This is a genomic window from Burkholderia cepacia (genome assembly GCF_001718835.1).
Lineage (GTDB): Bacteria > Pseudomonadota > Gammaproteobacteria > Burkholderiales > Burkholderiaceae > Burkholderia > Burkholderia cepacia_F.
In genome coordinates, this window is record NZ_CP013443.1 from 2290381 (window position 1) to 2316620 (window position 26240).

Sequence of the window (26240 nt, forward strand, 5' to 3'; positions counted from 1 at the left end):
CGTTGGGCTCGCAAGCGGGGCGCCATTGCGCCGGGCGGCTCCGTGCCGCACGCCCGCGAACCCGGTTCGTAAACGTCAATTCTGGGCAAAACCCGCGGCGGTTTCCATGTCCACCGCGACGATCCGCGACACGCCCTGCTCCTGCATCGTCACGCCGATCAGTTGCTGCGCCATCTCCATCGCGATCTTGTTGTGCGAGATGAACAGGAACTGCGTCTTGTCGGACATCGCGCGCACGAGATTCGCGAAACGCTCGGTGTTCGCGTCGTCGAGCGGCGCGTCGACCTCGTCGAGCAGACAGAACGGCGCCGGATTCAGCTGGAACATCGCGAACACCAGTGCGGTCGCGGTCAGCGCCTTCTCGCCGCCCGACAGCAGGTGAATCGTCGCGTTCTTCTTGCCGGGCGGCTGCGCCATCACCTGCACGCCGGCATCGAGGATCTCGTCGCCGGTCATGATCAGCTTCGCCTGGCCGCCGCCGAACAGGCGCGGGAACAGGTCGCTGAAGTGACGGTTGACCTCGTCGAAGGTGCCTTGCAGCAGCGTACGCGTTTCCTGGTCGATCTTGTGGATCGCGTCCTCGAGCGTCGTGATCGCATCGATCAGGTCGGCCGACTGCGCGTCGAGGAACACCTTGCGCTCGCTCGCCGCCTTCAGCTCGTCGAGCGCGGCCATGTTCACCGGGCCGAGCGCGTTGATCGCGTTGTTCAGGCGCGTGACCTCGCCCTGCAGGTAAGACGGCTTCAGATCCGGCGTGAGCTTCTCGCGCAGCGCTTCCTCGTCGACCTCGGCCGCGGTCAGCTGCTCGGCGAACTGCTCGACCGCCAGGCGCGCGGCCTGCTCCTTCAACTGCAATTCGGTGATGCGGTCGCGCAGCGGCTGCAGCGAGCGCTCGGCGACGAGCCGCTGCTCGTCCGACGCGCGCAGCTTCGCGGTCAGGTCGTCGAGTTCGATCCGCGCGGCCTGCAGCGCCTCTTCCTTCACCGCACGAACTTCGAGTGCGTCCTGCAGGCCCGTGTGCGCGGTCTGCTCGTTGATCGTCTCGAGTTCGGCGCGTGCGTCTTCCAGCGACCCGGCGACACGTTCGCTCTGCTCGTGCGCGACCTGGATGCTGCGCTTGAGCTCGTCGATCCGCGTCACCGCGTTGCGCGCGGCGAAGCGCGCGTCGTTCGCGCCGCGCTCGAGGTCACGCGCTTCCTGACGCGCCTGCGTCAGCGATTCGTCGAGCGCCTCGAATGCGAGCTGGTTGTCCTCGAAGCGCGCCTGCAGCTCCGCGAGTTCGCCGTCGAAACGCTCGAAATTCGCTTCCGATTCCGCGCGCATCGCGCGCTGCTCTTCGATCTGCGCGCCGATTTCCTCGAGTTCCTCGCGGATCTGCGTGCTGCGCTGCGTGTAACGTTCGTGCGCCTGCGCAAGCTTCAGCACGTCCATCTGCAGCGCGTGCACGCGTTGCGTCGCACGCTCGGCCTGTGCGCGCACGTCGCCGAGCGCCTGCGTGGCCTGCGTGTGCGCGGCTTCCGCGCGGGCCGCCGTGCGGCGCGCCTCGTCGGCGAGCAGCGCCTGCGCACGCACCTGGCGCGTCAGGTTTTCGATTTCCTGCTGGCGGGCCAGCATCCCGGCCTGTTCCGAATCGGCGGCATAGAGCTGCACGCCGACGCGCGTGACGACATGGCCGGCCTTGACGACGAACGCGCCGCCTGCCGGCAGCTGCGTGCGCGTCGCGAGCGCCTGTGCGACGTCGTCGGCGACATACACGTTGCCGAGCCAGTCGTTCAGCACCGCACGGATGCCCGCGTCGTCGATGCGCACGAGCGACAGCACCGGACGCAGGCCAGCCACGGCCGCGGGCGGTTCGCCGGCCGCGGGCGGCGCATAGAACGCGAGCTTCGCGGGCGGCGCATCGGTCGCGAATGCCTTCACCCAGTCGAGATTCGACACTTCGAGCGCGGCGAGGCGCTCGCGCAGCACGGCCTCGAGCGCCGCTTCCCAGCCGGCCTCGACGTGCAGCTTCTTCCACAGGCGCGGCAGCGCGCCGAGCTCGTGCCTGTCGAGCCACGGCTGCACCTTGCCTTCGGTCTGCACGTTTTCCTGCAGTTGCTTCAACGCGGCGAGACGCGCCTCCAGCTGGTGGATCTGCGCGGCCTCGGCCTGCACGCGCTCCTGCGCGGCACGGCGTTCGCCATCGAGGCGCGGCACCGTTTCCTGCGCGTCGGCGAGGCGCGCCTGCGCTTCGGCAAGGATCTCTTCCTGCTCGGCCAGCTGCATGCGCAGTTCCTCGAGCTGGGCCTCGTCCGGCGCGTCGAGCCCGCCTGCTTCGCTCTTCAGGCGCTCATGGCGCTGCTGAAGCTGCTGAAGCTGCTGGTCGGCGTTGCGCTGGTGCGCGGCCTCGAGTTTCAGCGACTGTTCGGTCTGCGCGATCCGCGCGCGCTCGTCGTTGAGCTGCGCCTGCGCATCGCGCCATTTCGCTTCGAGCGCCGGCAGCGCGTCGTGCTTCGCGGCGGCGTTGTCTTCGGCGAGCGCGGCCTTCTCGTCGGCCATCGCACGCGCCTCCTCGGCCTCCTCGAGCTCGTCCTGCGCCTTCTCGGCCTGCGCGCGCCATTGCTCGCGCTGCGCATTCAGCGCGGCGATCTGCGCCTGCACGCGATTGCGCGATTCGACGATGAACTTGATCTCGGCCTCGAGGCGGCTCACCTCGGCGTTCGCCTCGTAGAGCGAACCCTGCGCGCCCTGCATCGCGTCGCTCGCCGAGTAATGCGCGACACGCAGCGTCTCGAGCTGCGCCTCGACCTCGCGCAGCTTCGCCGTCTGCGCCTCGAGGTCGATCTGCGCCTGTTCGATCGCGCGCTGCTGCTTCTGCTGCTCGCCCGCGGCCTCGTTCTTGCGCAGCAGCCACAGCAGGCGCTGCTTCTCCTCGCCGTCGGCGACGAGTTCCTTGTATTTGGTCGCGACGACGGCTTGCGCCTCGAGCTTCTCGAGGTTCGCACCGAGTTCGCGGACGATGTCCTCGACGCGCGTCAGGTTCTCGCGCGTGTCGTGCAGGCGGTTCTCGGTTTCGCGGCGGCGCTCCTTGTACTTCGATACGCCCGCGGCTTCCTCGAGGAACACGCGCAGCTCTTCCGGCTTCGCCTCGATGATCCGCGCGATCATGCCCTGCCCGATGATCGCGTACGCACGCGGCCCGAGGCCCGTGCCGAGGAAGATGTCCTGGATGTCGCGGCGACGCGCCGGCAGGTTGTTGATGTAGTAACTCGACGTGCCGTCGCGCGTGAGCACGCGCTTCACGGCGATCTCGCCGTACTGGCCCCACTGGCCGGCCGCGCGGCCGTCGGAATTGTCGAAGATCAGTTCGACGCTGGCCCGGCTGCCGGGCTTGCGGGCAGTCGAGCCGTTGAAGATCACGTCCTGCATCGACTCGCCGCGCAGCTCGGAAGCGCGCGACTCGCCGAGCACCCAGCGCACGGCATCGATGATGTTGGACTTGCCGCACCCGTTCGGGCCCACCACGCCGACAAGCTGGCCCGGAACCTGGAAATGCGTGGGATCGACGAAGGATTTGAAGCCAGCGAGTTTGATCGAGCTCAGACGCACGGCGGTATCGGATGTGAAGAAGGTGTGAAACGGACGGAGCCGCACTGCGCGAGGCCGGACGGCCCATGCGCGCGACGCGCCCCGGAATTCAAAAGCGGGGCCGCGCGCATCCAGCGTTGGGCCCCGCAAACGGCTTCCATCATACCATCGCGCGTGCACCGTCCCGACCGTCGCCGGGTTTGTCCGGTGCCGGCGCGGCACGATGGACCCGGCTCGACAGCAGCGTGGCGAGCACGATGCATGCGCCGCCCGCCCACTCGCGCGCGGTCGGCAGCTCGTTCGCGAACACCCACGCCGACAGCGCGGTGATCACGATCTCGAACAGCATGATGATCGACGCACGGTTCGCCGGCACGCGCGCGAGCCCGTACTGCACGAGCAGGTTGTTCGACGCCATCGTCACGCCGATCGCGACGATGATCAGCGCGGCGACGCCGAGCTGGCCGCCCGCCGGAGCAGCCGGCAGCCCCTCGAACAGCGACGCGATCGCGCCGAACACGGCCGCGCCGCCGAACAGCGTCGCGGTGCGCATCTCCGCGCGCATCTCCGGCAGCTCGCGGCTCGCCTTGATCACGAGCACGTTGCTCATCGCGAAGCTCAGCCCGGCGGCGAGGCCGGCCCATTCGGCCGGACTGGCCGGCAGCGGCAGGCCGAGCGCCGGCGACCACAGCATCAGCATCGCGCCGCCGATCGACAGCGCCGCGAGCCCCGCGCCGGCCCAGGTCAGCCGCTCGCGCAGCAGGAAGTGCGCGTAGATCGCGGTCCACGCGGGGGTCAGGTAGAACAGCAGCATCACGCGCAGCACCTCGCCGTGGATCGTGCCCCACACGAACCCGAGGTTCGTCACGCCGGCCGTCACGGCGATGCCGGGCAGCACCCAGTGCCAGCGCAGCGTCGCGATCGTCCGGTGCCGCGCGACGATCACGAACAGGAACGCGACGAGGCTCGTCAGCGCGCTCGCCAGCGTGCCCGTCACGCCGAGCGACGCAAGGATCCGCAGCGGATACCAGATCAGGCCCCATACCGACGCGCCGATCAGGATGGCCAGCGTCGGCAGGCTGCCGCGTACCGCGTTATTCATTTGGTTCGATACCCTTTATTCGACCGGCCCGGCCGCCGTTCCGGCAGGCCGTGACCGCGTTCCGTCACGCTATAATCGTCCGTTGCGACCCGTGCGCCCGCGGCGCCCGTTCGCAGCCGCGCGGCGCGCCCGCCGCTTCTTTCGCTCCAACCGGCCGCGATGGCCGCTTCGCCCGTGAACCCTCGACTCGACTCGCTCCAGCCCTACCCCTTCGAAAAGCTGCGCGCCCTGTTCAAGGACGTGACGCCCTCCGGCGCCCTCAAACCGATCAGCTTCGGCATCGGCGAGCCCAAACATGCGACCCCGGCGCTGATCCGCGACGCCGTGGTGGCCGCGCTCGACGGTCTCGCGTCGTACCCGGCCACCGCCGGCTCGGACGCGCTGCGTACGTCGATCGCGCACTGGCTCGAGCGCCGCTACGGGCTGCCGGCCATCGATCCGGCTACGCAGGTGCTGCCCGTGTCGGGCTCGCGCGAGGCGCTGTTCTCGCTTGCCCAGACGGTGATCGACGCACGCCCGTCCGAAACGGGCGAGAAGGCGATCGTACTCTGTCCGAATCCTTTCTATCAAATTTACGAAGGCGCGGCGCTGCTGGCCGGTGCCGAACCCTATTTCGCGAACAGCGATCCGGCCCGCAACTTCGCGTGCGACTACGCGTCGGTGCCCGACGCAATCTGGGCGCGCACGCAGCTGCTGTACGTATGCTCGCCGGGCAACCCGACGGGCGCCGTGCTGACTCTCGACGACTGGCGCGAGCTGTTCGCGCTGTCCGACCGCCACGGTTTCGTGATCGCGTCGGACGAGTGCTATTCGGAAATCTATTTCGACGAAGCGGCACCGCCGCTCGGCGGCCTCGAGGCCGCGCACCGCCTCGGCCGCGGCTTCGAGCGGCTCGTGATGCTGTCGAGCCTGTCGAAACGCTCGAACGTGCCGGGCATGCGCTCGGGTTTCGTCGCCGGCGACGCCGCGCTGCTGAAGAAATTCCTGCTGTACCGCACGTACCACGGCGCGGCGCTGTCGCCGGTCTGGCAGCACGCGAGCATCGCCGCGTGGAACGACGAGGCGCACGTGCGCGAGAACCGCGCGCTGTACCTGCAGAAGTTCAACACGGTCACGCCGATGCTCGCCGACGTGATCGACGTGAAACTGCCCGACGCGGCGTTCTACCTGTGGGCCAACGTGTCGCGCACCGGCCTGTCGGACACCGAGTTCGCCCGCCGCCTGTACGCCGACTATAATGTGACGGTTCTGCCCGGCTCGTACCTGGCGCGCGATGCGCACGGCACGAATCCGGGCCGCGATTTCATCCGGATCGCGCTCGTCGCGGGCACCCCCGAATGCGTCGAGGGCGCGCAACGCATCGTCGATTTCTGCCGGTCTCTCGCGCGGTAATCGTCCATCGATCAATTCCATCCACAATCTCCTGCGAAAACGAACATGTCGCAACAACTTCAGCAAATCATCGATACCGCCTGGGACAACCGCGCCGAGCTGTCGCCGAAGGCCGCACCGGCCGACGTCCGCGAAGCCGTCGCGCACGCGATCGAGCAGCTCGACAAAGGCGCGCTGCGCGTTGCCGAGAAGATCGACGGCAACTGGACCGTGCACCAGTGGCTGAAGAAGGCCGTGCTGCTGTCGTTCCGCCTGGAGGACAACGCGCCGATGCCCGCCGGCGGCTACTCGCAGTTCTACGACAAGGTGCCGTCGAAGTTCGCGAACTACACGGCCGAAGATTTCGCCGCAGGCGGCTTTCGCGTCGTGCCGCCGGCCATCGCGCGCCGCGGCTCGTTCATCGCGAAGAACGTCGTGCTGATGCCGTCGTACACCAACATCGGCGCGTACGTCGACGAAGGCACGATGGTCGACACGTGGGCGACGGTCGGCTCGTGCGCGCAGATCGGCAAGAACGTGCACCTGTCGGGCGGCGTCGGCATCGGCGGCGTGCTCGAGCCGCTGCAGGCGAACCCGGTCATCATCGAAGACAACTGCTTCATCGGCGCCCGCTCGGAAGTCGTCGAAGGCGTGATCGTCGAGGAAAACTCGGTGATCTCGATGGGCGTGTACCTCGGCCAGAGCACGAAGATCTACGATCGCGAGACGGGCGAAGTCAGCTACGGCCGCATCCCGGCCGGCTCGGTCGTCGTCGCCGGCAACCTGCCGTCGAAGGACGGCTCGCACAGCCTGTACTGCGCGGTGATCGTCAAGAAGGTCGACGCGAAGACGCGCGCGAAGGTCGGCCTGAACGAGCTGCTGCGAGGCGACTGATGGCGAAGCCGCACACCGTGGTCGTCTACGGCATTCCGAATTGCGACACCGTGAAGAAGGCCCGCGTGTGGCTCGACGATCACGGCGTCGAATTCGAGTTTCACGATTTCAAGAAGCTCGGCGTCAGCGCGCCGCTGATCGAAGACTGGCTGAAGGACGTGTCGCTCGACGCGCTCGTCAACAAGCGCGGCACCACGTGGCGCGGCCTGGACGACGCAATGAAGGCGGCCGCCGAATCGAAGACCGGCGCGGTCGCGCTGATGATCCACAAGCCGTCGGTCATCAAGCGTCCCGTGCTGGTGGTCAACGGCCGCGTGAAATCGCTCGGCTTCGTGGCCGATCAATACGCGGCGCTGTTTGCCGCATAGGGCTGCCCGCGCTGCGCCTGTCGGCGCAGCCCGACGTCTTGTCGCTGCCGGCCACCGCGCCGGCATTTTTTATCGAAAGTGGTCCGAACCATGTCCGCCACCCTAGCCCTTACCGAACAGCTGATCGCCCGCGCGTCCGTGACGCCCGACGACCAGCATTGCCAGCAGATCCTGACCGAGCGCCTCGCCGCGCTCGGCTTCGAATGCGAGACCGTCGCGTCGCACGGCGTGACCAACCTGTGGGCCGTCAAGCGCGGCGCCGACGGCCGCGACGGCAAGCTGCTCGCCTTCGCGGGCCACACCGACGTCGTACCGACCGGCCCGCTCGAGCAATGGAGCTCGCCGCCGTTCGTCCCCGCCCATCGGGACGGCAAGCTGTACGGCCGCGGCGCGGCCGACATGAAGACCTCGCTCGCGGCGTTCGTCGTCGCATCCGAGGAATTCGTCGCGGCACACCCCGGCCACCGCGGCGCGATCGCGTTCCTGATCACCAGCGACGAGGAAGGCCCCGCCACCGATGGCACCGTGAAGGTCGTCGAGCTGCTCGAAACACGCGGTGAACGCATGGACTACTGCATCGTCGGCGAGCCGACGTCGACCAGCGAACTCGGCGACGTCGTCAAGAACGGCCGCCGCGGCTCGATGTCGGGCGAACTGGTCGTCAAGGGCGTACAGGGCCACATCGCCTATCCGCACCTCGCGAAGAATCCGATCCACCTGCTCGCGCCGGCGCTCGCCGAGCTCGCCGCCGAACAGTGGGACGAAGGCAACGAATACTTCCCGCCGACCACCTGGCAGGTGTCGAACCTGCACGCCGGCACCGGCGCGACCAACGTGATCCCCGGCCACGCCGACCTGCTGTTCAACTTCCGCTTCTCGACCGCGAGCACGGTCGAGGGCCTGCAGGCGCGCGTGCACGCGATCCTCGACAAGCACGGCCTCGAATACACGCTGAAGTGGTCGGTGAGCGGCCTGCCGTTCCTCACGCCGCGCGGCGAGCTGTCGGGCGCGCTGGAAAACGCGATCCGCACCGAGACCGGCATCACGACCGAGCTGTCGACCACGGGCGGCACGTCGGACGGCCGTTTCATCGCGCGCATCTGCCCGCAGGTGATCGAGTTCGGCCCGCCGAACGGCAGCATCCACAAGATCGACGAGCACATCGAAGTGCGCTTCATCGATCCGCTGAAGAACGTGTACCGCCGCGTGCTCGAACAACTGATCGCCTGATGGAGCCCCGCATGACGACACCTTTTGCCACTGTTCGCGACCTGCTGCGCTACGCGGTCACGCGCTTCTCGAAGGCGAAGCTCGCGTTCGGCCACGGCTCCGACAATGCGTACGACGAAGCGGCCTACCTCGTGCTGCGCACGCTCGACCTGCCGCTCGACACGCTCGAGCCGTTCCTCGACGCACGCCTGCTGCCCGACGAAATCGCGGCCGTGCTCGCGGTGATCGAACGGCGCGCGACCGACCGCGTGCCGGCCGCGTACCTCACGCATGAAGCGTGGATGCATGGCCACCGCTTCTATGTCGACGAGCGCGTGATCGTGCCGCGCTCGTTCATCGGCGAACTGCTCGACGACGGGCTGCAGCCGTACGTCGCCGATCCCGAACAGGTCGGCGCCGTGCTCGAGCTGTGCACGGGCTCGGGCTGCCTCGCGATCCTCGCGGCGAGCGCGTTCCCGAACGCCGAGATCGACGCGGTCGACCTGTCCGACAAGGCCCTCGAAGTCGCCGAGATCAACGTACGCGACTACGGCCTCGCAGACCGCGTCGCACTGCACCGCGGCGACCTCTACGCACCGCTGCCCGCGTTCCGCACCGACCCGGGCACGCGTTACGACGTGATCCTGACGAACCCGCCGTACGTGAACGCATCGTCGATGGCCGCACTGCCGCCCGAGTACCGTCACGAGCCGGAGATGGCGCTCGCGGGCGGCGATGACGGGATGGACATCGTGCGACGCATCGTCGCCGAAGCCCATCGCTGGCTGCACGACGACGGCGTGCTCGTCGTCGAGATCGGCAACGAGCGCGAGAACGTCGAGGCCGCGTTCGGCGGCCTCGAACTCACGTGGCTGCCGACCAGCGCAGGCGACGACGCCGTGTTCCTGATCCAGGCGTCGGATCTCCCGCAGAAGCCCTGACGCCCCGCCAGCCCGAGCCGCGCGGCGCCCCGCTGCGCCGCACGGTTGGGTAAGATGCGCGTAGGCGGCCGCCCGGCCGCGCGACCTCAGGAGTCCGTCACGCGCCCATGACCCTCGACTGGCTACATCTCGGTACCCTGATCCTGACCATCCATGTGCTCGGGATCGTCGCGGCGTGCCACGCGATCATGAACACGCGCACGTCGCAAGGTGCGATCGCATGGGCCGTCTCGCTGGCGGCCATGCCGTACCTGACGCTCATTCCGTACCTGTTCCTCGGTCGCAGCAAGTTCTCCGGCTACGTCGACGCCCGGCGCCACGAGACCGAAGCGCTGCGCACGCATACGCACCACGTTCCGTGGGCCGCCGCCGATTCGACCGACGGCGCGGCCGCGAGCGCGCTCGGCCAGGCCGCGGTGCTCGCGCTCACGCGGCTCGGCGGCATGCCGTTCCTCGGCGGCAATTCGGTGCGCACGCTCGTGAACGGCGATGCGACGTTCTCGGCGATCCTGGCCGCAATCGACGCCGCGCGCGATTACGTGGTGGTGCAATTCTTCATCGTGCGCGACGATGCGCTCGGCCGGATGCTGCGCGACTCGCTGCTCGCACGTGCCGCAGCCGGCGTGCGCTGCTGCCTGCTGTACGACAGCATCGGCAGCTTCGACCTGCCGCACGGCTACGTCGACTCGTTGCGCCGGGGCGGCGTCGAGGTTCATCCGTTCGCGACCAACCGGAAGTTCGTCAACCGCTTCCAGCTCAACTTCCGCAACCACCGCAAGATCGTCGTCGTCGACGGCAATCGCGCGTTCGTCGGCGGCCACAACGTCGGCGTCGAATATCTCGGCGCGAAGCCGCGCCTGTCGCCGTGGCGCGACACGCACATCGAGATACGCGGCCCCGTGGTCGCGAGCATCCAGTACGTGTTCGCCGAAGACTGGCACTGGGCGACGCAGAAGCTGCCGCCGCTCGCGCTGCCGCCACCCGCGCAGCCGGGCGACAACATGCATTGCCTCGCCGTGCCGATGGGGCCGGCCGACAAGCAGGAGACAGGCTCGCTGTTCTTCGTCGAGGCGATCAACGCCGCGCGCGAACGGGTCTGGATCACCACGCCGTACCTCGTCCCCGACGAAGCCGTGATCTCCGCGCTGAAGCTCGCCGTGATGCGCGGCGTCGACGTGCGCATCCTGATTCCGAGCCGGCGCGATCACTACGTGGTATTCGAGGCGTCGAAGCTGTACGCGCGCGACCTGGTCGATGCGGGCGTGAAGGTATTCCGCTACCGGCCCGGCTTCCTGCACCAGAAAGTCGTGCTGATCGACCGCATCGCGGCGGCGATCGGCAGCGCGAATCTCGACAACCGCTCGTTCCGCCTCAATTTCGAGATCATGGTGCTGACCGTCGACCGCGCATTCGCCGACGAGGTCGAGACGATGCTCGTTGCCGACTTCGCACAGGCGTACGAGGTCGATGCGAACGAATACCGCCGCTCGCCTGCCTGGCGACGCATCGCGATGCACGTCGCGCGGCTGTTCGCGCCGATTCTGTGAGCGGCCTCCTGATGCCCCGGCAACCCGCGCCGGCCGCGTCGGGCGTCACAGCAGCTTGTCGATATCCGCGGCGATCTCGTCCGGCTTGGTGGACGGCGCATAACGCTTGACGATGCGCCCTTCGCGATCGATCAGGAATTTCGTGAAATTCCACTTGATCGCCTTGAGGCCGAGAATGCCGGGCGCCTCGTCGGTCAGGTAGCGGTACAGCGGATGCGCATGGTCGCCCTTCACGTCGATCTTCGCGAACATCGGGAACGTGACGCCGTAGTTGCGCTCGCAGAATGCGCCGATCTGCGCGGCGTCGCCGGGCTCCTGCTTGCCGAACTGGTTGCACGGGAAGCCGAGCACATAGAAGCCGCGCGCCGCGTACTGGTCGTACAGCTTCTGCAGGCCCGCGTACTGCGGCGTGAATCCACACTCGCTCGCAGTGTTGACGATAAGCAGCACCTTGCCGCGATACGCGTCGAGCGAGGCCGGCGCGCCGGCAAGCGTCTCTGCGCTGAACGAATACAGGGTGGACATCGTGCCCCCTTTCGAATTCGAACCGACGTGAAGTCTAGGCGAAAAACGCGCGGAAACGGCATCTCCCGAACGGCCAATGCCCGGCGCAAGCGGCGCGCAGTCTAGAATAGCGGTTTTGGCCAGTCATTTCCGCCGTGATCCGTTTCAATCAGTTCAGCCTTGCGCGCGGCACCAAGCCGCTGTTCGAGTCGACCTCCTTCGTGCTCAATCCCGGCGAGAAAGCCGGCCTGATCGGCGCGAACGGCGCCGGCAAGTCGACGCTGTTCTCGGTCCTGCGCGGCGAGCTGCACTCCGACGGCGGCGATTTCTCGATGCCGCCGTCGTGGCGGATCGCCCACGTGTCGCAGGAAACGCCCGCCGTCGACCGCTCGGCGCTCGACTACACGCTCGACGGCGACGCCGCGCTGCGTGAGATCGAGGCGCGCATCGCCGCCGCCTCCGCCGCGCATGACGGCGCCGCCGAAGCCGACGCGCACGCGGCGTTCGCCGACGCCGACGGCTACACCGCGCCGGCCCGTGCCGAGGCGCTGCTGCTCGGTCTAGGCTTCACGCTCGCGCAGACGCGCGAATCCGTCGCCAGTTTCTCCGGCGGCTGGCGCATGCGCCTGAATCTCGCGCAGGCGCTGATGTGCCGCTCCGACCTGCTGCTGCTCGACGAACCGACGAACCACCTCGACCTCGACGCGATCGTCTGGCTCGAAGACTGGCTGCACCGCTACCCCGGCACGCTCGTCGTGATTTCGCACGACCGCGAATTCCTCGATTCGATCTGCAATGTCACGCTGCACCTGGAAAACCGCCAGGTGAAGCGCTACGGCGGCAACTACTCGCAGTTCGAAGTGCTGCGCGCGCAGCAACTGGCGCTGCAGCAAAGCGCTTATGAAAAGCAGCAGAAGACGATCGAGCACCTGCAGAGCTTCGTCGACCGCTTCAAGGCCAAGGCGACCAAGGCCAAGCAGGCGCAGAGCCGGATGAAGGCGCTCGAGAAGATGGAGCTGATCGCGCCCGCGCACATCGCGTCGCCGTTCACGTTCGAATTCCGCACGCCCGATGCCGCGCCGAACCCGATGATGGTGATGGAAGACGTCCGCTGCGGCTACCACGCCGACGGCGGAGCGGAGATCCCGATCGTCGAGCGCGTCGCGCTGTCGATCCAGAACGGCCAGCGCATCGGCCTGCTCGGCGCGAACGGCCAGGGCAAGTCGACGCTGATCAAGACGCTGGCCGGCACGCTCGCGCCGCTGTCGGGGCACGTCCGCGACGGCAAGGGGCTGACGATCGGCTATTTCGCGCAGCACCAGCTCGAAACGCTGCGTGAGGACGATTCGCCGCTCGCGCATCTGGCGCGGCTCGCGCCCGACACGCGCGAGCAGGAACTGCGCGACTTCCTCGGCGGCTTCAACTTCTCGGGCGACATGGCAACCAGCCCGGTCGGGCCGTTTTCGGGCGGCGAAAAGGCACGCCTCGCGCTCGCGCTGATCATCTGGCAAAAGCCGAACCTGCTGCTGCTCGACGAACCGACCAACCACCTCGACCTCGAAACGCGCCATGCGCTGACGATGGCGCTCGCGCAGTTCGAGGGCACGCTGATCCTCGTCTCGCACGACCGCCACCTGCTGCGCGCGACGACCGACCAGTTCATGCTGGTCGCGAAGCACCGGCTGCAGCCGTTCGACGGCGACCTCGACGACTACCGCGACTGGCTGCTGCAGCACGCGGCCGAGCAGCGCGCCGCCGCGAAGGCGGACAGCGCAGCTTCGTCGGGCGCGGGTGCCGCGGCCAACCGCAAGGACCAGAAACGTCAGGCCGCCGAGGAACGGCAGCGCTTGTCGGTGCTGAAGAAGCCGCTGCAGACGCGCATCACCAGGCTCGAAAAGGAAATGGAGACGCTGCACGCGGAGAAGGCGCGCCTCGACGCATTCGTCGCCGATCCGGCGAGCTACGAAGCCGAGCGCAAGACGGAGCTGACCGATGCGATCCGCAAGCTCGGGGACGTCAACACGCGTCTCGAGACGGTCGAGGCCGACTGGCTTGCCGCGCAGGAAGAGCTCGAGCAGATCGGCTGACCGCCGCGCGGCGCGGCCCGGCGGGCCGCCCGCTCAGCGTCGCGGCAGCGTATCGCGCGGCATCTGCTCGTCGTCGCCCATCAGGTGCCGGCGCCCTTCGGTCGGCCGCCGGATCGCGGCAGCGACTTCCGCTTCCGTCACGTCCTCGGACACGACCTTGCGCGCGAGGCGCCCCTCTTCGTCGATCCACTCGACGATCCGGCATCCACCGCCCCAGGGTTGGCGAATCGGCTCCGACACGCGACAGCCGCGCAGGTTGTAAACGCCTCGGTCCAGCGCTTGCCCGTACTGTTTCAACATAGATCCCTTTCGCCTTGCACGGTTCGACTGTCCGCAAAAGGATAGGGAAAAGCGATGTCCGGCGGGTTACAGCAGCCTACATATTCTTTACAGCGAATTACGCGCCAGATCGCCGGGGAGTTGCCCCCGGCGCGCGGCGCCGCTCATTCGAGCCCGCGCACGCGGTCGATCGCCTGCTCGAGCCGATCGACGGCCATCACGTTCAGCCCTTCGATCGGCTGCTTCGGCGCGTTCGCCTTCGGGATCAGCGCCGACGTGAAACCGAGCTTCGCGGCCTCGCGCAGCCGCTCCTGCCCGCGCGGCGACGGCCGGATCTCGCCCGCCAGCCCGACTTCGCCGAACACGATCAGCCCCTTCGGCAGCGCCTTGTTGCGCATCGACGAATGGATCGCGAGCAGCACCGCGAGGTCGGCGGCCGGCTCGGTGATCTTCACGCCGCCCACCGCATTGAGGAACACGTCCTGGTCGAAGCACGCGATGCCCGCATGTCGGTGCAGCACCGCGAGCAGCATCGCGAGCCGGTTCTGTTCGAGGCCGACCGCGAGCCGGCGCGGGTTCGGCACGTGCGCGGTGTCGACGAGCGCCTGCACTTCGACGAGCAGCGGGCGCGTGCCTTCCTGTGTCACGAGCACGCACGAGCCGGGCACGACCTGCTCGTGCTGCGACAGGAACAGGGCGGACGGATTCGCGACGCCGCGCAGCCCGCGCTCCGTCATCGCGAACACGCCGAGCTCGTTGACCGCGCCGAAGCGGTTCTTGAACGCGCGCACGAGCCGGAACGACGAGTGCGTGTCGCCTTCGAAGTACAGCACGGTGTCGACGATATGCTCGAGCACGCGCGGGCCGGCCAGGTTGCCTTCCTTCGTCACGTGCCCGACCATGATGATCGCGGTGCCCGACTGCTTCGCGATGCGTGTGAGCTGCGCCGCGCATTCGCGCACCTGCGCGACGGAGCCGGGGGCCGACGTGAGCGCTTCCGAATAGACGGTCTGGATCGAGTCGATCACGGCCACGTCCGGCCGTTCGGTGTCGATCGCGGCCTGGATCTTCTCGAGCTGGATCTCGGCGAGCAGCTTCAGTTCGTCCGCCGGCGCACCGCCGTCGAGCAGCGCAAGCCGTTGCGCGCGCAACGCGATCTGCGCGGCCGATTCCTCGCCGCTGATATAGAGCGCGCGCCGCTCGCTCGCGATGTCCGCGAGCGACTGCAGCAGCAGCGTCGATTTGCCGATACCCGGGTCGCCGCCGATCAGTACGACGCCGCCCGGCACGAGCCCGCCGCCGAGCACGCGGTCGAATTCGCCGATGCCGGTGGAGAAGCGCGGCACGTCGGCTGCTTCGATGTCGACGAGACGCTGTACCGGCGCCCGCTTCGCGAGCGACTGGAAACGATGGGCCGACGGCGCGTCAGGAATCGATTCGACGAGCGTATTCCAGGCCTGGCACGACGGGCACTGCCCTTGCCACTTCGGGGTCTGTCCGCCGCACTCGCTGCAGACGTATACAGTTTTCTGTTTGGCCACGCGCAACGCCCTTATTCCGCGCGCACGGGCACGCGGCCGGCGACTGCACACATCAGCTCGTAACCGATCGTGCCGCAATGGCGGGCGACGTCGTCGATCGGCAATGCACTGCCCCACAACTCGACACGCGCGCCGACGCCGGCCTGCGGGCACGGGGTCAGGTCGACGGTAATCATGTCCATCGACACGCGACCGACGATCCGCGTGCGGATGCCGTCGACGATCACGGGCGTGCCTTCGGGCGCGACCCGCGGATAGCCGTCCGCATAACCGCACGCGACCACGCCGATCCGCATCGGCGCCTGCGCGGAGAACGTCGAGCCATAGCCGATCGCCTGGCCTTTCGCTATCGTCTGTACCGCGATCAGTTCGGACGCGAGCGTCATCGCCGGCTTCAGCCCCGTGTCGGCGACGTCGGACGACAGCCCCGACGGCGACGCGCCGTACAGCACGATCCCCGGGCGCACCCAGTCGAAATGCGTGTCCGGATGCCACAGCACGGCGGCCGAGTTCGCAAGGCTGCGCGCGCCGGCGATGTTTTCCGCACCGCGCTCGAACGTCGCGAGCTGCTCGGCGACGCCGCGTTCGTTGTCCGCATCCGAAAAATGGGTCATCAACGTGATCTGGCCGATGCCGGGGCACGCGCGGGCGCGCTCCCAGGCCGCGCGGTATTTTTCCGGCGTGTAACCCAGCCGGTTCATCCCGCTGTTCATCTTGAGCTGCACGTTGACGGGCTTCGACAGCCGCGCCGTTTCCAGCATCCGCATCTGCTCGTCGTTGTGGACGGTCGTCGTCAGGCTGTAGCGGTCGATCACGTCGATGTCGGTCGAGCGGAAGAACCCCTCCAGCAGCAGGATCGGGCCGGCCCAGCCGAGCTCGCGCAGCTTGACGGCCTCGTCGAGGTCGAGCAGGCCGAAGCCGTCGGTGCCGCGCAGGCCCGGAAACACGCGGGCAAGACCGTGCCCGTACGCGTTGGCCTTGACGACCGCCCAGACCTTGGACGGGCCGGCAAAACGGCGGACGACGGAGAGATTGTTCGCGAGAGCGGCGGTGTGGATGGTGGCGGAGATCGGGCGCGGCATGGGAAATTTACGTAAAGACGCTTGCGAATCATCAGCTTACCGCGCCTTTTGAGCACTGAAGCCGGCAACTTGCGGAACGATCGGGGAATCTTGCTAGTCCGAATTGGCGTATTTTCATGTTATAAAGCCGTGCGCACAACCCATTTCGAACGGAATAAGCCGATCGCATACCAGGCGGCCTACGCGGCCCTGCCGCAGCGACGAAAGCATCGCATCAGATGAAAAAAGGTTTTTACACCATCATGGCCGCGCAGTTTTTCTCGTCGCTGGCCGACAATGCGCTCCTCATCGCCGCCATCGCCCTGCTGAAAGACCTTCACGCCCCCAACTGGATGACACCGCTGTTGAAGCTGTTCTTCGTGTTGTCCTACGTGGTGCTGGCGGCCTATGTCGGTGCGTTCGCGGATTCGCGCCCGAAGGGCCGCGTGATGTTCATCACCAACTCGATCAAGGTGGTCGGCTGCATGATCATGCTGTTCGGCGCCCACCCGCTGATCGCATACGGGATCGTCGGCTTCGGCGCGGCAGCCTACTCGCCCGCGAAATACGGCATTCTCACCGAGCTGCTGCCGGCCGACCGGCTGGTCGCCGCCAACGGCTGGATCGAAGGCACGACCGTCAGCTCGATCATCCTCGGCACCGTGCTCGGCGGTGCGCTGATCAGCCCGCACATCGCGTCGCACGTGATCGCGCATACCCCCGACTGGATCGGCACGCCCGCCGAAGCGGCGATGGCGATCATCATGGCGATCTACGTGGTCGCCGCGCTGTTCAACCTGCGCATTCCCGATACGGGCGCCCGCTACCCGAAGCAGGAACGCGGCCCGGTCAAGCTCCTCACCGATTTCGCCGACTGCTTCATGGTGCTGTGGCGCGACAAGCTCGGCCAGATCTCGCTGGCGGTCACGACGCTGTTCTGGGGCGCGGGTGCGACGCTGCAGTTCATCGTGCTGAAGTGGGCTGAAGTCTCGCTCGGCATGTCGCTGTCGGAGGGCGCGATCCTCCAGGCCGTGGTCGCGGTCGGCGTCGCGGCCGGCGCAATCGCCGCCGCGGCCCGGATCCCGTTGAAGAAGTCGCTGACCGTGCTGCCCGTCGGCATCGTCATGGGCATCGCGGTGATGCTGATGGCGTTCTACACGCGCGACCTGTTCCCGCCGCACTGGGCCGTGCATTTCGGCCACCTGCGCATGCCCGTGTACCTGATCATCGCGTACATCTTCCTGATGTGCGTCGGCGCGCTGTCGGGCTACTTCGTCGTTCCGATGAACGCGCTGCTGCAGCATCGCGGCCACGTGCTCCTGTCGGCCGGCCACTCGATCGCGGTGCAGAACTTCAACGAGAACCTGTCGGTGCTCGTGATGCTGTGCCTGTATGCGGTGCTCGTGTGGCTCGACGTGCCGGTCGGCGTCGTGATCGTACTGTTCGGCACGTTCGTCTGCCTGACGATGTGGCTCGTGATGCGCCGCCACCAGGCGAACCAGCGCCAGTTCGACTCGGTCGCGCTGATCGGCGAGGCGAAGCACTGACGCGCCCGCTCCCGTTCCCGCATGCCCGCGCCGGTTCCCGAACCGGCGCATTGCCCCGATGACGCACCCGATACCCAACATCCTGACCATCGCCGGCTCCGATTCGGGCGGCGGTGCAGGCATCCAGGCCGACCTGAAGACGTTCTCCGCGCTGGGCGCCTACGGCGCCAGCGCGATCACCGCGCTGACCGCCCAGAACACCCGCGGCGTAACGGGCGTGCATGCGCCCGACGCGGCGTTCGTGACCGCACAGCTCGACGCGGTGTTCAGTGACATCCGCATCGACGCGGTCAAGATCGGGATGCTCGCGAATGCGGCGATCGTGCACGCGGTCGCCGACGCGCTGCGGCGTTATGCGCCACGCTTCGTCGTACTCGACACGGTGATGATCTCGAAGAGCGCGCACGCGCTGCTCGCCCCCGATGCCGTCGACGCGTTGCGCGATGCGCTGCTGCCGCTCGCGACGGTCGTGACGCCGAACCTGCCCGAAGCAGCCGCGCTGCTCGGCGACGCGCCGGCGACGACCGAAGACGACATGGTCCGGCAGGGCCAGGCGCTCGTTGCGGCAGGCGCGCACGCGGTGCTGATGAAAGGCGGCCACCTGCCGGACGCGTCCGCGAGCCCCGACTGGCTCGTCGAAGCGGCGCGCACCGTGCGGCTCGACGGTGCGCGCGTACCGGTCAGCAACACGCACGGCACCGGCTGCACGCTGTCGTCGGCGATCGCCGCGCTGCTGCCGCAACAGCCCGACCTCGAAAGCGCGGTGCGCGAAGCCAAGACCTACCTGACCGGCGCGATCGCCGCGAGCGGCCACCTCGACGTCGGCCACGGCGTCGGCCCGGTCCATCACTTCCATCGCTGGTGGTAAGCGCCGGCTGACGCGGCGTCAGTGATCCTGCGCCGCGAACGCCTGCGCGCGCACCGGCCAGTCGTCCGGCACGACGAACCCGCGCGCGGTCTCGCGCCACGCGCCGTCGGCGGCCGGCCCGTATACGCCGATCAGCGCCGGCGCCTGCCGCTCCGACAGCCCTGCCGGCAACGCATGCGCGGGCGCCAGCGGCTCGGGCGCGCCGGCGCCCGCCGCGATGCGGCGCGGCGCGAGCCACGCGAGCCGCGGCAGCACCGCCCATCCGGCGTCGGCCGGCTGCGCGGCCGCCCACGCCGGCCACTGCGCGTGCGTCAGCCAGAATCCGCGCGGGTGATCCGGCGCGATTTCCCCGTCGAGCCGCGGCAGCGGCGCGCCGTGCGGATAGAACAGCCATCCCTTGATGAACATCTGTGCGTCGGACGGGGCGCCGTAGCCGAGCAGCGCGAATCCGTCGCGCCCGCTCAGGCGCAGCTGGTGCTCGATCAGGCGGGCGCGCTTGCGGTCGAACCGGTCGACGAGATTGGGGCCGACGAAGTCGGCAAGCGACGCCGCGTCGCCGTCGCACATGGGTGCGCACAAATAGCACTTCACCGCGAGTTCCCAATGCAGGCGCTGACCGCCGGGCGTATCGACGAGGAAGTCCACCTCGCCGAGCGTCTTGCCGTTGCTGCGCAGCGGGAGATTGGCCGCGACGAGCCGCAGCGACGGGCCGTGCGTCAGGAAATACTCGAGCAGGCATTCCGCGTAGCGGCCGAGACGCACCGGCCGCAGCCCTTCGAGCGCGCGGTGCAGCGCTTCGGGCGCGGCGTCGAGCGCGACCAGCCACGCTTGCGCGGCCGCCCGCTCGGCGGCATCGGACCACGGCTGCGCCAGCGGCGCGCCGGGCGCCGCTGCAAGCAGGCTCGGGCTCGCAAGCAGCCAGCCCAGGTCGCGAACCGCGGCGTCATGCAGCGTATCGACGAACGAAGACGCCGCGCCGGCTGTCATTGTGCGGACCGCTCGACTGCCCCGGGGATGGCCGCCCCACGGAAGGTATCGCGCGCGAGGCACAGGTCGGCCCATGCCTTCGACTTGTCCTGCAGGCTGCGCAACAGGTACGCCGGGTGGTAGGTCACGATTACCGGCACGCCCTCGTACGCATGCACGCGGCCGCGCAGCGACGCGATGCTCGCGTCCGTCTTCAGCAGGGTCTGCGCGGCGAAACGGCCGAGCGCGACGATCAGCTTCGGCTTCACCAGCGCGACCTGGCGCTGCAGATAAGGCTCGCAGCGCGCGACCTCGTCCGGCTCCGGGTTGCGATTGCCGGGCGGCCGGCATTTGATCACGTTCGCGATATACACGTTGTTGCCGCGCTGGAGCGACAGCGACTGCAGCATGTTGTCGAGCAGCTTGCCGGCCTGGCCGACGAACGGCTCGCCCTGCTTGTCCTCGTTCTCACCCGGCGCTTCGCCGATCAGCATCCAGTCCGCTTCGCGGTCGCCGACCCCGAACACGGTGTTGGTCCGCTTCTCGCACAGCCGGCAGAGCGTGCAGTCGGCCACGCGCGCAGCCAGCGCGTCCCAGTCGAGTTCGGCGACCGGCGTCTCGGCCACGCGCAGCTCGGCGACCGGCACGGGATCGCCCGGCGGCGCTGCATCGAACCAGGCGAAATCGTCTTCTTCGACCGGCCGCGCATCGGGCGGCGGCGCAACATCGTCCGTGCGCGCGGCCTGGCGGGATGCGATGCGCTCGCCCGCGGCGGACGGGGCATGTGCTTCAAGCGGCGGCGTGCCGGCGTCGGACGCTTGCTTCGGTGCATCCGCCCGCGCGGATGCCGGCAGCGGGCGCGTCGGCGCATCGACCGCCGGCGTGACGGCCACGGATGCCGCCGGCTCCGATGCAATGGCGCCTGCGCGCGCCGCACCACCCTCGCCTGCCTGACCCACCGGAGCCGCCTCGGGCGCTTTCGTCACGGCCTCCTGCGCGGCGGCGGCCGGCGCATCGGCCGCGTGCAGCCCGCGCCGCACCCAGATCTGCGCGAGGCCCATTTCCTCGAGCGCCGCTTCAGCCCATGCCATGCGCGTCCCCCTCATCCTTGTTCAGCGTCAGACGCATCACGATCGCGTCTTCCCGGCTGTGATGCTTCGCCGGGTAGTAATTCTTGCGCCGGCCGATCGTCACGAAGCCGAAGCGCTCGTACAGATGGATCGCGCGCGGATTGGACGGCCGCACCTCGAGCAGCACGCCGTCGAGCCGCTCCGCGCGCGAAATGCGCACGGCCTCGCGCAGCAGCGCAAGGCCCGCGCCCGCACGCTGCGCGGCCGGTGCGACGCACAGGTTCAGCAGGTGCATCTCGTCGACCACGGGCATCAGCACGCAATAGCCGACGAGCGAACCCGTCACGTGCCGCAGGCACACGCCGAGATAGCCGTTGCGCAACGAGTCCTCGAAGTTGCCGCGGCTCCATGGGAACTCGTACGCGACGTGCTCGATCGCGACGACCTCGTCGAGATCGGCGTCCGTCATCGGCGCCAGGTAGCGGTCGCTCAGCAGGACGCCCGTCATTCCCGCGCTCCGCCCGGTTGAGCCGCGCGCGCCGCCAGCCGTTCGGCGGTCGTCTGTGCCACCTTGTCGCGCACGTACTCCGGTGCGGCCTGGTCGGCCGGCACCGCACGGCCGGCACGGAACGCGCGCAGCGCGGCATGGGCGACCGCCAGCGCGTGCGGCATCGCGTCGCCGTCGATCACGGCCGCGTGCGCCGCGGCCGGCAACCGGGCACCGAACGCGGCGGCCGCGTTGCCCGCGAGCGTGAACGGCGTATCGGGCACGCCGACCGCGCCCGGCGCGTCGAGCGTAGCCGGATGCAGCGTAAGCCAGTCGCCGGCGCTTTCGTCCCACGCGAAGTCCGCCCAGTAGGCTTCGTCCATCCGCGCATCCAGCGCGGCGAGGACGCGGGTCGTGCCGGGCGCACGCAGCCGCGCGTGCTCGGCACACGCGAGCAGCGTGCCGATCGGCACGACCGGCAGCCCGCGCCCGAACGCGAGCCCCTGGGTGATGCCCGTCGCGGTGCGCAGGCCCGTGAACGAGCCGGGGCCCGCGCCGAACGCGATCGCGTCGCAATCGGCGAGCGTCAGCCCCGATTCGGCGAAGAGTGCCTGGATTGCCGGCAGCACGCGCGTGCTCGACACGGCGCCCGTCAGTTCGTGGCGAACCCAGGTTTGCGGGATGGAAACGGCGTCATCGGCCTGGGCCGAGCGCAGCAGCGCGACCGAGCAGTATTCGGTCGACGTATCGATGGCGAGGAGCACTGTTTGCGTCATGGGCGACATTGTAATGCGGCACCCCGCTCCCACGGGCGATCGGGACCGATCCGTGCGCACACGCACGCCCGGCGGCGGTTTGGAAGGATCGCTCGACCCCGCGCGGCGGTCCGCTTGTTAAGATCGCCCGACCTGAAACCCTTACGGAGACACCCGATGAGCGAACTCACCGCCCAATTCGACCAGGCCCAGATCGACGTCAAGCAACTGACGGAACGGCCGGGCAACCTGACCCTGCTGCGCCTGTACGCGCTCTTCAAGCAGGCGACCGACGGCGACGCCCATGGCGACAAGCCGGGCTTCACCGACATCGTCGGCAAATACAAGTACGACGCATGGGAGGCGCTGAAGGGCACGTCGCAGGATGCGGCAAAGCAGCAGTACATCGAACTCGTCGAATCGCTGAAGAACGGCACGGCGTCCTGACCGAATAGCCTCCGGACGGCCCCGGTCGCCCTCCGTTCGCAATAGGCAATCAAATCAGTGGCGCAGCGCAGCAAATCTCTTTATAATGCTGCCTGCGTCACCTCCGCGCTCGGCTCGCAAGCCGTTCCGGCCCGACGCCTCGTAGCGTTAAGCTCCAATCCGGTTTAGAACCTGTCCCCTCCTGCTTCGACCTTCGCGGTCGTCACTTATCAGGCTGGCGGCCCCGCTCCTGAAGCGCGCCGCACCCAAAACAGCTTCTAATGCCTCATCCGCCGACGGTTCGGCGGATTGCACCCGTTTCCCGATTTGCTCGCTGAATCCGACGACTTGGGTATGCGCGATTGGCGCCGACGTTTCACCCACTGTGTTTCAAGGATTGTTATGACTTCGAGCATCAACTCCAGCCCGCTCAACGCGATCGCCGACCAGGCGCTCGGTCTCGACGACGCCGCCGCACCGGCCGCGGTCGAACCGGCGTCGGACGAGCCGAGCTTCGCGTCGCTCGGGTTGTCGCCGGAGATCGTCTCCGCGCTGCAGGCCGCCGGCTACGTAAAGCCGACGCCGGTTCAGCAGCGCGCGATTCCGGCCGGCATCGCCGGCCGTGACCTGCTGGTCTCGAGCCCGACCGGTTCGGGCAAGACCGCTGCATTCATGCTGCCCGCGATCGAACGTTTCGCGCAGCTCCAGAAGGCACAGGCGCAGCAACCGCGCGCGCCGCGTGAACCGAACCAGGGCGACCGCCGTGCGCGCCGCCCGCAACCCGTCGCGCGCCCGGGCCTGCTCGTGCTGACGCCGACCCGCGAACTCGCGATGCAGGTCACCACGGCCGCCTCGACGTACGGCAAGCACCTGAAGCGCCTGCGCACGGTCAGCATCCTCGGCGGCGTCGCCTACGGCCAGCAGCTGATGCTGCTCGCGAAGAACCCCGAAATCCTGGTCGCCACGCCGGGCCGTCTGCTCGATCACCTCGAGCGCGGCCGTATCGACCTGTCCGAGCTGAAGATGCTCGTGCTCGACGAAGCCGACCGCATGCTCGACATGGGCTTCATCGAAGACATCGAAACGATCGTCGACGCCACGCCCGAGTCGCGCCAGACGATGCTGTTCTCGGCCACGCTCGACGGCAAGATCGGTTCGCTGACGAGCCGCCTGCTGAAGGATCCGGAACGCATCGAGATCCAGCAGCGCCTCGAGTCGCGCGCGAACATCGCGCAGACCGTGCACTACGTGGACGACCGCGACCACAAGGATCGCCTGCTCGATCACCTGCTGCGCGACAACGCGCTCGACCAGGCGATCATCTTCACGGCGACCAAGATCGACGCCGACCAGCTCGCCGGCCGTCTGGCCGACGCAGGCTTCGAATCGGCCGCGCTGCACGGCGACCTGCCGCAGGGCGCGCGTAACCGCACGATCCGAGCGTTGCGCGAGCGCCGCGTGCGCGTGCTGGTGGCAACCGACGTCGCGGCCCGCGGCATCGACATCCCGGGCATCACGCACGTGTTCAACTACGACCTGCCGAAGTTCGCGGAAGACTACGTGCACCGTATCGGCCGTACGGGTCGCGCGGGCCGCTCGGGCATCGCGGTGAGCCTCGTGCACCATGCGGAGCAAGGCGCGCTCAAGCGCATCGAACGCTTCGTGCGCTCGCCGCTGCCGGTCAACGTGATCGAAGGTTTCGAGCCGCGCAAGGCACCTCCGCGCAACGGCGGCAACGGTGGCCGCGGCCGTCCGGGCGGCGGCAACGGCGGTCGACGTTTCGGCGGCAAGCCGGGCGGCGGCCATGGCGGCAACGGCCGCAGCTACGGCGGCGGCAATGGCGGTGGCTGGAGCGGCAAGCCGGGCGGCAGCCGTGACGGCGGCAACCGCCGCAGCGACGGCCAGCGCGGCGGCCCGCGACGCAGCAATTCGGCGTCGTAACGGCGAGCGGGCGGCCTCATCGGCCGCCCGTATCCGCCCTGCAACACGCAACCGGCGCATCCGCGCCGGTTTTTTTTCGCCCCGCCCCACATTTCACGATGCGGAAAATTTTTTTGTGTCGTAAAAAATCATGCTGCGTGGCACAACCCGGGCGATTGCGGGATGGGAAAAAGCGTTTCTTATCTCGAAATCAGCATGACAAGCAATTGATTTATAAAGATTAAAAATTTCCACCCTTCCTGAACGAGCCCCTGTTTCGCAACCTGCGATTTGCCTAGACTCTTATACAAGACCTCGCGAACCGGAACACCCACTTCCCGCCTCGCGAATTGCATCACCTCGTTCGATTCATCCCGATTCAGGCAAGGTCACGTCAAGGAGCTCATCATGTCGCGTCAGCAACAGGCACAGGAACTGCAAAAGCAATGGGAAACCGATCCGCGCTGGAAAGGCATCAAGCGCAGCTATTCGGCTGAGGACGTGGTCCGCCTGCGCGGTTCGGTCCCGATCGAGCACACGCTTGCCAGGCGCGGCGCGGAAAAGCTGTGGAGCCTCGTCAACAACGAGCCGTTCGTCAACGCACTGGGCGCGCTGACCGGCAACCAGGCGATGCAGCAGGTGAAGGCCGGCCTGAAGGCGATCTACCTGTCCGGCTGGCAAGTGGCCGGCGACGCGAACGTCGCGGGCGAAATGTACCCGGACCAGTCGCTGTACCCGGCGAACTCCGTGCCGCTCGTCGTGAAGCGCATCAACAACACGCTGACGCGCGCCGACCAGATCCAGTGGTCGGAGGGCAAGAATCCGGGCGACGAAGGGTATGTCGATTTCTTCGCACCGATCGTCGCCGACGCGGAAGCCGGCTTCGGCGGCGTGCTGAACGCGTTCGAGCTGATGAAGGCGATGATCGAAGCCGGCGCATCGGGCGTCCACTTCGAGGACCAGCTCGCGTCGGTGAAGAAATGCGGCCACATGGGCGGCAAGGTGCTCGTGCCGACACGCGAAGCCGTCGCGAAGCTGTCGGCAGCGCGTCTCGCGGCCGACGTGATGGGCACGCCGACCGTGCTGGTCGCCCGCACCGACGCGGAAGCGGCCGACCTGATCACGTCCGACGTCGACGACAACGACAAGCCGTTCCTCACCGGCGAGCGCACGGTGGAAGGCTTCTTCCGCACGAAGCCGGGCATCGGGCAGGCGATCTCGCGCGGTCTTGCCTACGCGCCGTACGCCGACCTGGTCTGGTGCGAAACCGGCAAGCCGGATCTCGAGTACGCGAAGAAGTTCGCGGAAGCGATCCACAAGCAGTTCCCGGGCAAGCTGCTGTCGTACAACTGCTCGCCGTCGTTCAACTGGAAGAAGAACCTCGACGACGCGACGATCGCGAAGTTCCAGAAGGAACTCGGCGCGATGGGCTACAAGTTCCAGTTCATCACGCTGGCCGGCTTCCATGCGCTGAACTACTCGATGTTCAACCTCGCGCACGGCTATGCCCGCACGCAGATGAGCGCCTTCGTCGAACTGCAGCAGGCCGAGTTCGCGGCGGCCGACAAGGGCTTCACGGCCGTCAAGCACCAGCGTGAAGTCGGCACCGGCTACTTCGACGCCGTGACGCAGACGGTCGAGCGCGAAGCGTCGACGACCGCGCTGCACGGCTCGACCGAGGACGAGCAGTTCTTCGACGGCAAGAAGGTCGCGTAACACGCGTCGGCGCC

Annotated in this window: 22 protein-coding genes; 12 read left to right on the plus strand and 10 right to left on the minus strand. The window is 68.1% G+C overall.

What is annotated here, in order from left to right; translation table 11 throughout:
* Positions 1–75: 75 nt before the first annotated feature.
* A complete protein-coding gene (gene smc, locus WT26_RS13855; protein ID WP_069273113.1) occupies positions 76–3588 on the minus strand; it encodes a chromosome segregation protein SMC in 3513 nt (1170 codons plus the stop codon).
* A gap of 139 nt (positions 3589–3727) precedes the next feature.
* On the minus strand, positions 3728–4669 hold the full coding sequence (locus tag WT26_RS13860) for a DMT family transporter (RefSeq protein ID WP_048020897.1): 942 nt from the start codon (positions 4667–4669) through the stop codon (positions 3728–3730).
* 159 nt (positions 4670–4828) lie between these two features.
* Between WT26_RS13860 and dapC the strand changes: the two genes are divergently transcribed.
* The 6 genes from dapC to cls all read left to right on the plus strand — a co-directional run bounded on the left by dapC (position 4829) and on the right by cls (position 10999).
* Positions 4829–6061, plus strand: coding sequence for a succinyldiaminopimelate transaminase (gene dapC / locus WT26_RS13865; protein WP_069273114.1), 1233 nt, complete (start codon positions 4829–4831; stop codon positions 6059–6061).
* 45 nt (positions 6062–6106) lie between these two features.
* Positions 6107–6934 (plus strand): 2,3,4,5-tetrahydropyridine-2,6-dicarboxylate N-succinyltransferase, encoded by an 828-nt coding sequence (gene dapD / locus WT26_RS13870; protein WP_014896723.1) that lies wholly within the window; start codon positions 6107–6109, stop codon positions 6932–6934.
* Complete coding sequence (locus WT26_RS13875; protein WP_059532248.1) at positions 6934–7302, plus strand: ArsC family reductase; 369 nt, start codon at positions 6934–6936, stop codon at positions 7300–7302. The genes dapD and WT26_RS13875 overlap by 1 nt, the downstream gene beginning before the upstream one ends.
* Before the next feature lie 90 nt (positions 7303–7392).
* The gene (gene dapE, locus WT26_RS13880) at positions 7393–8532 is read left to right on the plus strand and encodes a succinyl-diaminopimelate desuccinylase (protein WP_059532246.1); all 1140 of its coding nucleotides are present in this window, start codon (positions 7393–7395) and stop codon (positions 8530–8532) included.
* Positions 8533–8543: 11 nt separating this feature from the next.
* The gene (gene prmB / locus WT26_RS13885; protein ID WP_069273115.1) at positions 8544–9452 is read left to right on the plus strand and encodes a 50S ribosomal protein L3 N(5)-glutamine methyltransferase; all 909 of its coding nucleotides are present in this window, start codon (positions 8544–8546) and stop codon (positions 9450–9452) included.
* Positions 9453–9559: 107 nt separating this feature from the next.
* Entirely contained in the window at positions 9560–10999 is a 1440-nt protein-coding gene (cls, locus tag WT26_RS13890; protein WP_069273116.1) for a cardiolipin synthase, read from the plus strand.
* Between the two features lie 45 nt (positions 11000–11044).
* Here cls and WT26_RS13895 read toward each other — a convergent pair whose 3' ends face one another.
* A complete protein-coding gene (locus WT26_RS13895) occupies positions 11045–11524 on the minus strand; it encodes a glutathione peroxidase (protein WP_027787077.1) in 480 nt (159 codons plus the stop codon).
* 134 nt (positions 11525–11658) lie between these two features.
* Here WT26_RS13895 and WT26_RS13900 point away from each other — a divergent pair, with 134 nt between their 5' ends.
* Positions 11659–13590, plus strand: a complete 1932-nt coding sequence (locus tag WT26_RS13900; RefSeq protein ID WP_048020891.1) for an ATP-binding cassette domain-containing protein — start codon at positions 11659–11661, stop codon at positions 13588–13590.
* Between the two features lie 33 nt (positions 13591–13623).
* Here WT26_RS13900 and WT26_RS13905 read toward each other — a convergent pair whose 3' ends face one another.
* From WT26_RS13905 to alr, 3 genes are all read right to left on the minus strand, one after another.
* Positions 13624–13890, minus strand: a complete 267-nt coding sequence (locus WT26_RS13905; RefSeq protein ID WP_069273117.1) for a DUF2866 domain-containing protein — start codon at positions 13888–13890, stop codon at positions 13624–13626.
* A 143-nt stretch (positions 13891–14033) separates the two neighbouring features.
* Entirely contained in the window at positions 14034–15410 is a 1377-nt protein-coding gene (radA, locus tag WT26_RS13910; protein ID WP_069273765.1) for a DNA repair protein RadA, read from the minus strand.
* 11 nt (positions 15411–15421) lie between these two features.
* Positions 15422–16492, minus strand: a complete 1071-nt coding sequence (alr, locus tag WT26_RS13915; protein ID WP_069273118.1) for an alanine racemase — start codon at positions 16490–16492, stop codon at positions 15422–15424.
* 218 nt (positions 16493–16710) lie between these two features.
* Here alr and lplT point away from each other — a divergent pair, with 218 nt between their 5' ends.
* Positions 16711–18018 carry a lysophospholipid transporter LplT gene (lplT, locus tag WT26_RS13920; protein ID WP_069273119.1) on the plus strand — a complete coding sequence of 436 codons (1308 nt, stop codon included), beginning with the start codon at positions 16711–16713 and terminating at the stop codon, positions 18016–18018.
* Between the two features lie 58 nt (positions 18019–18076).
* Entirely contained in the window at positions 18077–18886 is an 810-nt protein-coding gene (thiD, locus tag WT26_RS13925) for a bifunctional hydroxymethylpyrimidine kinase/phosphomethylpyrimidine kinase (RefSeq protein WP_069273120.1), read from the plus strand.
* Positions 18887–18904: 18 nt separating this feature from the next.
* On the opposite strand, the gene WT26_RS13930 is transcribed toward thiD, so the two are convergent.
* From WT26_RS13930 to tsaB, 4 genes are read right to left on the minus strand one after another with little or no spacing between them, the layout of a single operon-like run.
* Complete coding sequence (locus WT26_RS13930) at positions 18905–19873, minus strand: DUF1853 family protein (RefSeq protein ID WP_069273121.1); 969 nt, start codon at positions 19871–19873, stop codon at positions 18905–18907.
* Complete coding sequence (locus WT26_RS13935; RefSeq protein WP_069273122.1) at positions 19870–20943, minus strand: uracil-DNA glycosylase; 1074 nt, start codon at positions 20941–20943, stop codon at positions 19870–19872. The genes WT26_RS13930 and WT26_RS13935 overlap by 4 nt, the downstream gene beginning before the upstream one ends.
* On the minus strand, positions 20930–21430 hold the full coding sequence (rimI, locus tag WT26_RS13940; RefSeq protein ID WP_021159081.1) for a ribosomal protein S18-alanine N-acetyltransferase: 501 nt from the start codon (positions 21428–21430) through the stop codon (positions 20930–20932). The genes WT26_RS13935 and rimI overlap by 14 nt, the downstream gene beginning before the upstream one ends.
* A complete protein-coding gene (gene tsaB, locus WT26_RS13945) occupies positions 21427–22194 on the minus strand; it encodes a tRNA (adenosine(37)-N6)-threonylcarbamoyltransferase complex dimerization subunit type 1 TsaB (protein ID WP_069273123.1) in 768 nt (255 codons plus the stop codon). Before tsaB ends, rimI begins: the two co-directional genes overlap by 4 nt.
* Before the next feature lie 147 nt (positions 22195–22341).
* Between tsaB and WT26_RS13950 the strand changes: the two genes are divergently transcribed.
* The 3 genes from WT26_RS13950 to aceA all read left to right on the plus strand — a co-directional run bounded on the left by WT26_RS13950 (position 22342) and on the right by aceA (position 26226).
* A complete protein-coding gene (locus tag WT26_RS13950; RefSeq protein WP_006478462.1) occupies positions 22342–22611 on the plus strand; it encodes an acyl-CoA-binding protein in 270 nt (89 codons plus the stop codon).
* A 381-nt stretch (positions 22612–22992) separates the two neighbouring features.
* On the plus strand, positions 22993–24531 hold the full coding sequence (locus tag WT26_RS13955) for a DEAD/DEAH box helicase (RefSeq protein WP_069273124.1): 1539 nt from the start codon (positions 22993–22995) through the stop codon (positions 24529–24531).
* A gap of 387 nt (positions 24532–24918) precedes the next feature.
* Positions 24919–26226, plus strand: coding sequence for an isocitrate lyase (gene aceA / locus WT26_RS13960; protein WP_048020876.1), 1308 nt, complete (start codon positions 24919–24921; stop codon positions 26224–26226).
* Positions 26227–26240: the final 14 nt, after the last annotated feature.

Excerpts from the sequence above, each read along its gene's own strand:
- WT26_RS13860 (WP_048020897.1), bottom strand. The coding sequence starts at position 4,669 with ATGAATAACGCGGTACGCGGCAGCCTGCCGACGCTGGCCATCCTGATC.
- dapC (WP_069273114.1), top strand. The coding sequence starts at position 4,829 with ATGGCCGCTTCGCCCGTGAACCCTCGACTCGACTCGCTCCAGCCCTAC.
- dapD (WP_014896723.1), top strand. The coding sequence starts at position 6,107 with ATGTCGCAACAACTTCAGCAAATCATCGATACCGCCTGGGACAACCGC.
- WT26_RS13875 (WP_059532248.1), top strand. The coding sequence starts at position 6,934 with ATGGCGAAGCCGCACACCGTGGTCGTCTACGGCATTCCGAATTGCGAC.
- dapE (WP_059532246.1), top strand. The coding sequence starts at position 7,393 with ATGTCCGCCACCCTAGCCCTTACCGAACAGCTGATCGCCCGCGCGTCC.
- prmB (WP_069273115.1), top strand. The coding sequence starts at position 8,544 with ATGACGACACCTTTTGCCACTGTTCGCGACCTGCTGCGCTACGCGGTC.
- cls (WP_069273116.1), top strand. The coding sequence starts at position 9,560 with ATGACCCTCGACTGGCTACATCTCGGTACCCTGATCCTGACCATCCAT.
- WT26_RS13895 (WP_027787077.1), bottom strand. The coding sequence starts at position 11,524 with ATGTCCACCCTGTATTCGTTCAGCGCAGAGACGCTTGCCGGCGCGCCG.
- WT26_RS13905 (WP_069273117.1), bottom strand. The coding sequence starts at position 13,890 with ATGTTGAAACAGTACGGGCAAGCGCTGGACCGAGGCGTTTACAACCTG.
- alr (WP_069273118.1), bottom strand. The coding sequence starts at position 16,492 with ATGCCGCGCCCGATCTCCGCCACCATCCACACCGCCGCTCTCGCGAAC.
- lplT (WP_069273119.1), top strand. The coding sequence starts at position 16,711 with ATGAAAAAAGGTTTTTACACCATCATGGCCGCGCAGTTTTTCTCGTCG.
- thiD (WP_069273120.1), top strand. The coding sequence starts at position 18,077 with ATGACGCACCCGATACCCAACATCCTGACCATCGCCGGCTCCGATTCG.
- WT26_RS13930 (WP_069273121.1), bottom strand. The coding sequence starts at position 19,873 with ATGACAGCCGGCGCGGCGTCTTCGTTCGTCGATACGCTGCATGACGCC.
- WT26_RS13935 (WP_069273122.1), bottom strand. The coding sequence starts at position 20,943 with ATGGCATGGGCTGAAGCGGCGCTCGAGGAAATGGGCCTCGCGCAGATC.
- rimI (WP_021159081.1), bottom strand. The coding sequence starts at position 21,430 with ATGACGGGCGTCCTGCTGAGCGACCGCTACCTGGCGCCGATGACGGAC.
- tsaB (WP_069273123.1), bottom strand. The coding sequence starts at position 22,194 with ATGTCGCCCATGACGCAAACAGTGCTCCTCGCCATCGATACGTCGACC.
- WT26_RS13950 (WP_006478462.1), top strand. The coding sequence starts at position 22,342 with ATGAGCGAACTCACCGCCCAATTCGACCAGGCCCAGATCGACGTCAAG.
- WT26_RS13955 (WP_069273124.1), top strand. The coding sequence starts at position 22,993 with ATGACTTCGAGCATCAACTCCAGCCCGCTCAACGCGATCGCCGACCAG.
- aceA (WP_048020876.1), top strand. The coding sequence starts at position 24,919 with ATGTCGCGTCAGCAACAGGCACAGGAACTGCAAAAGCAATGGGAAACC.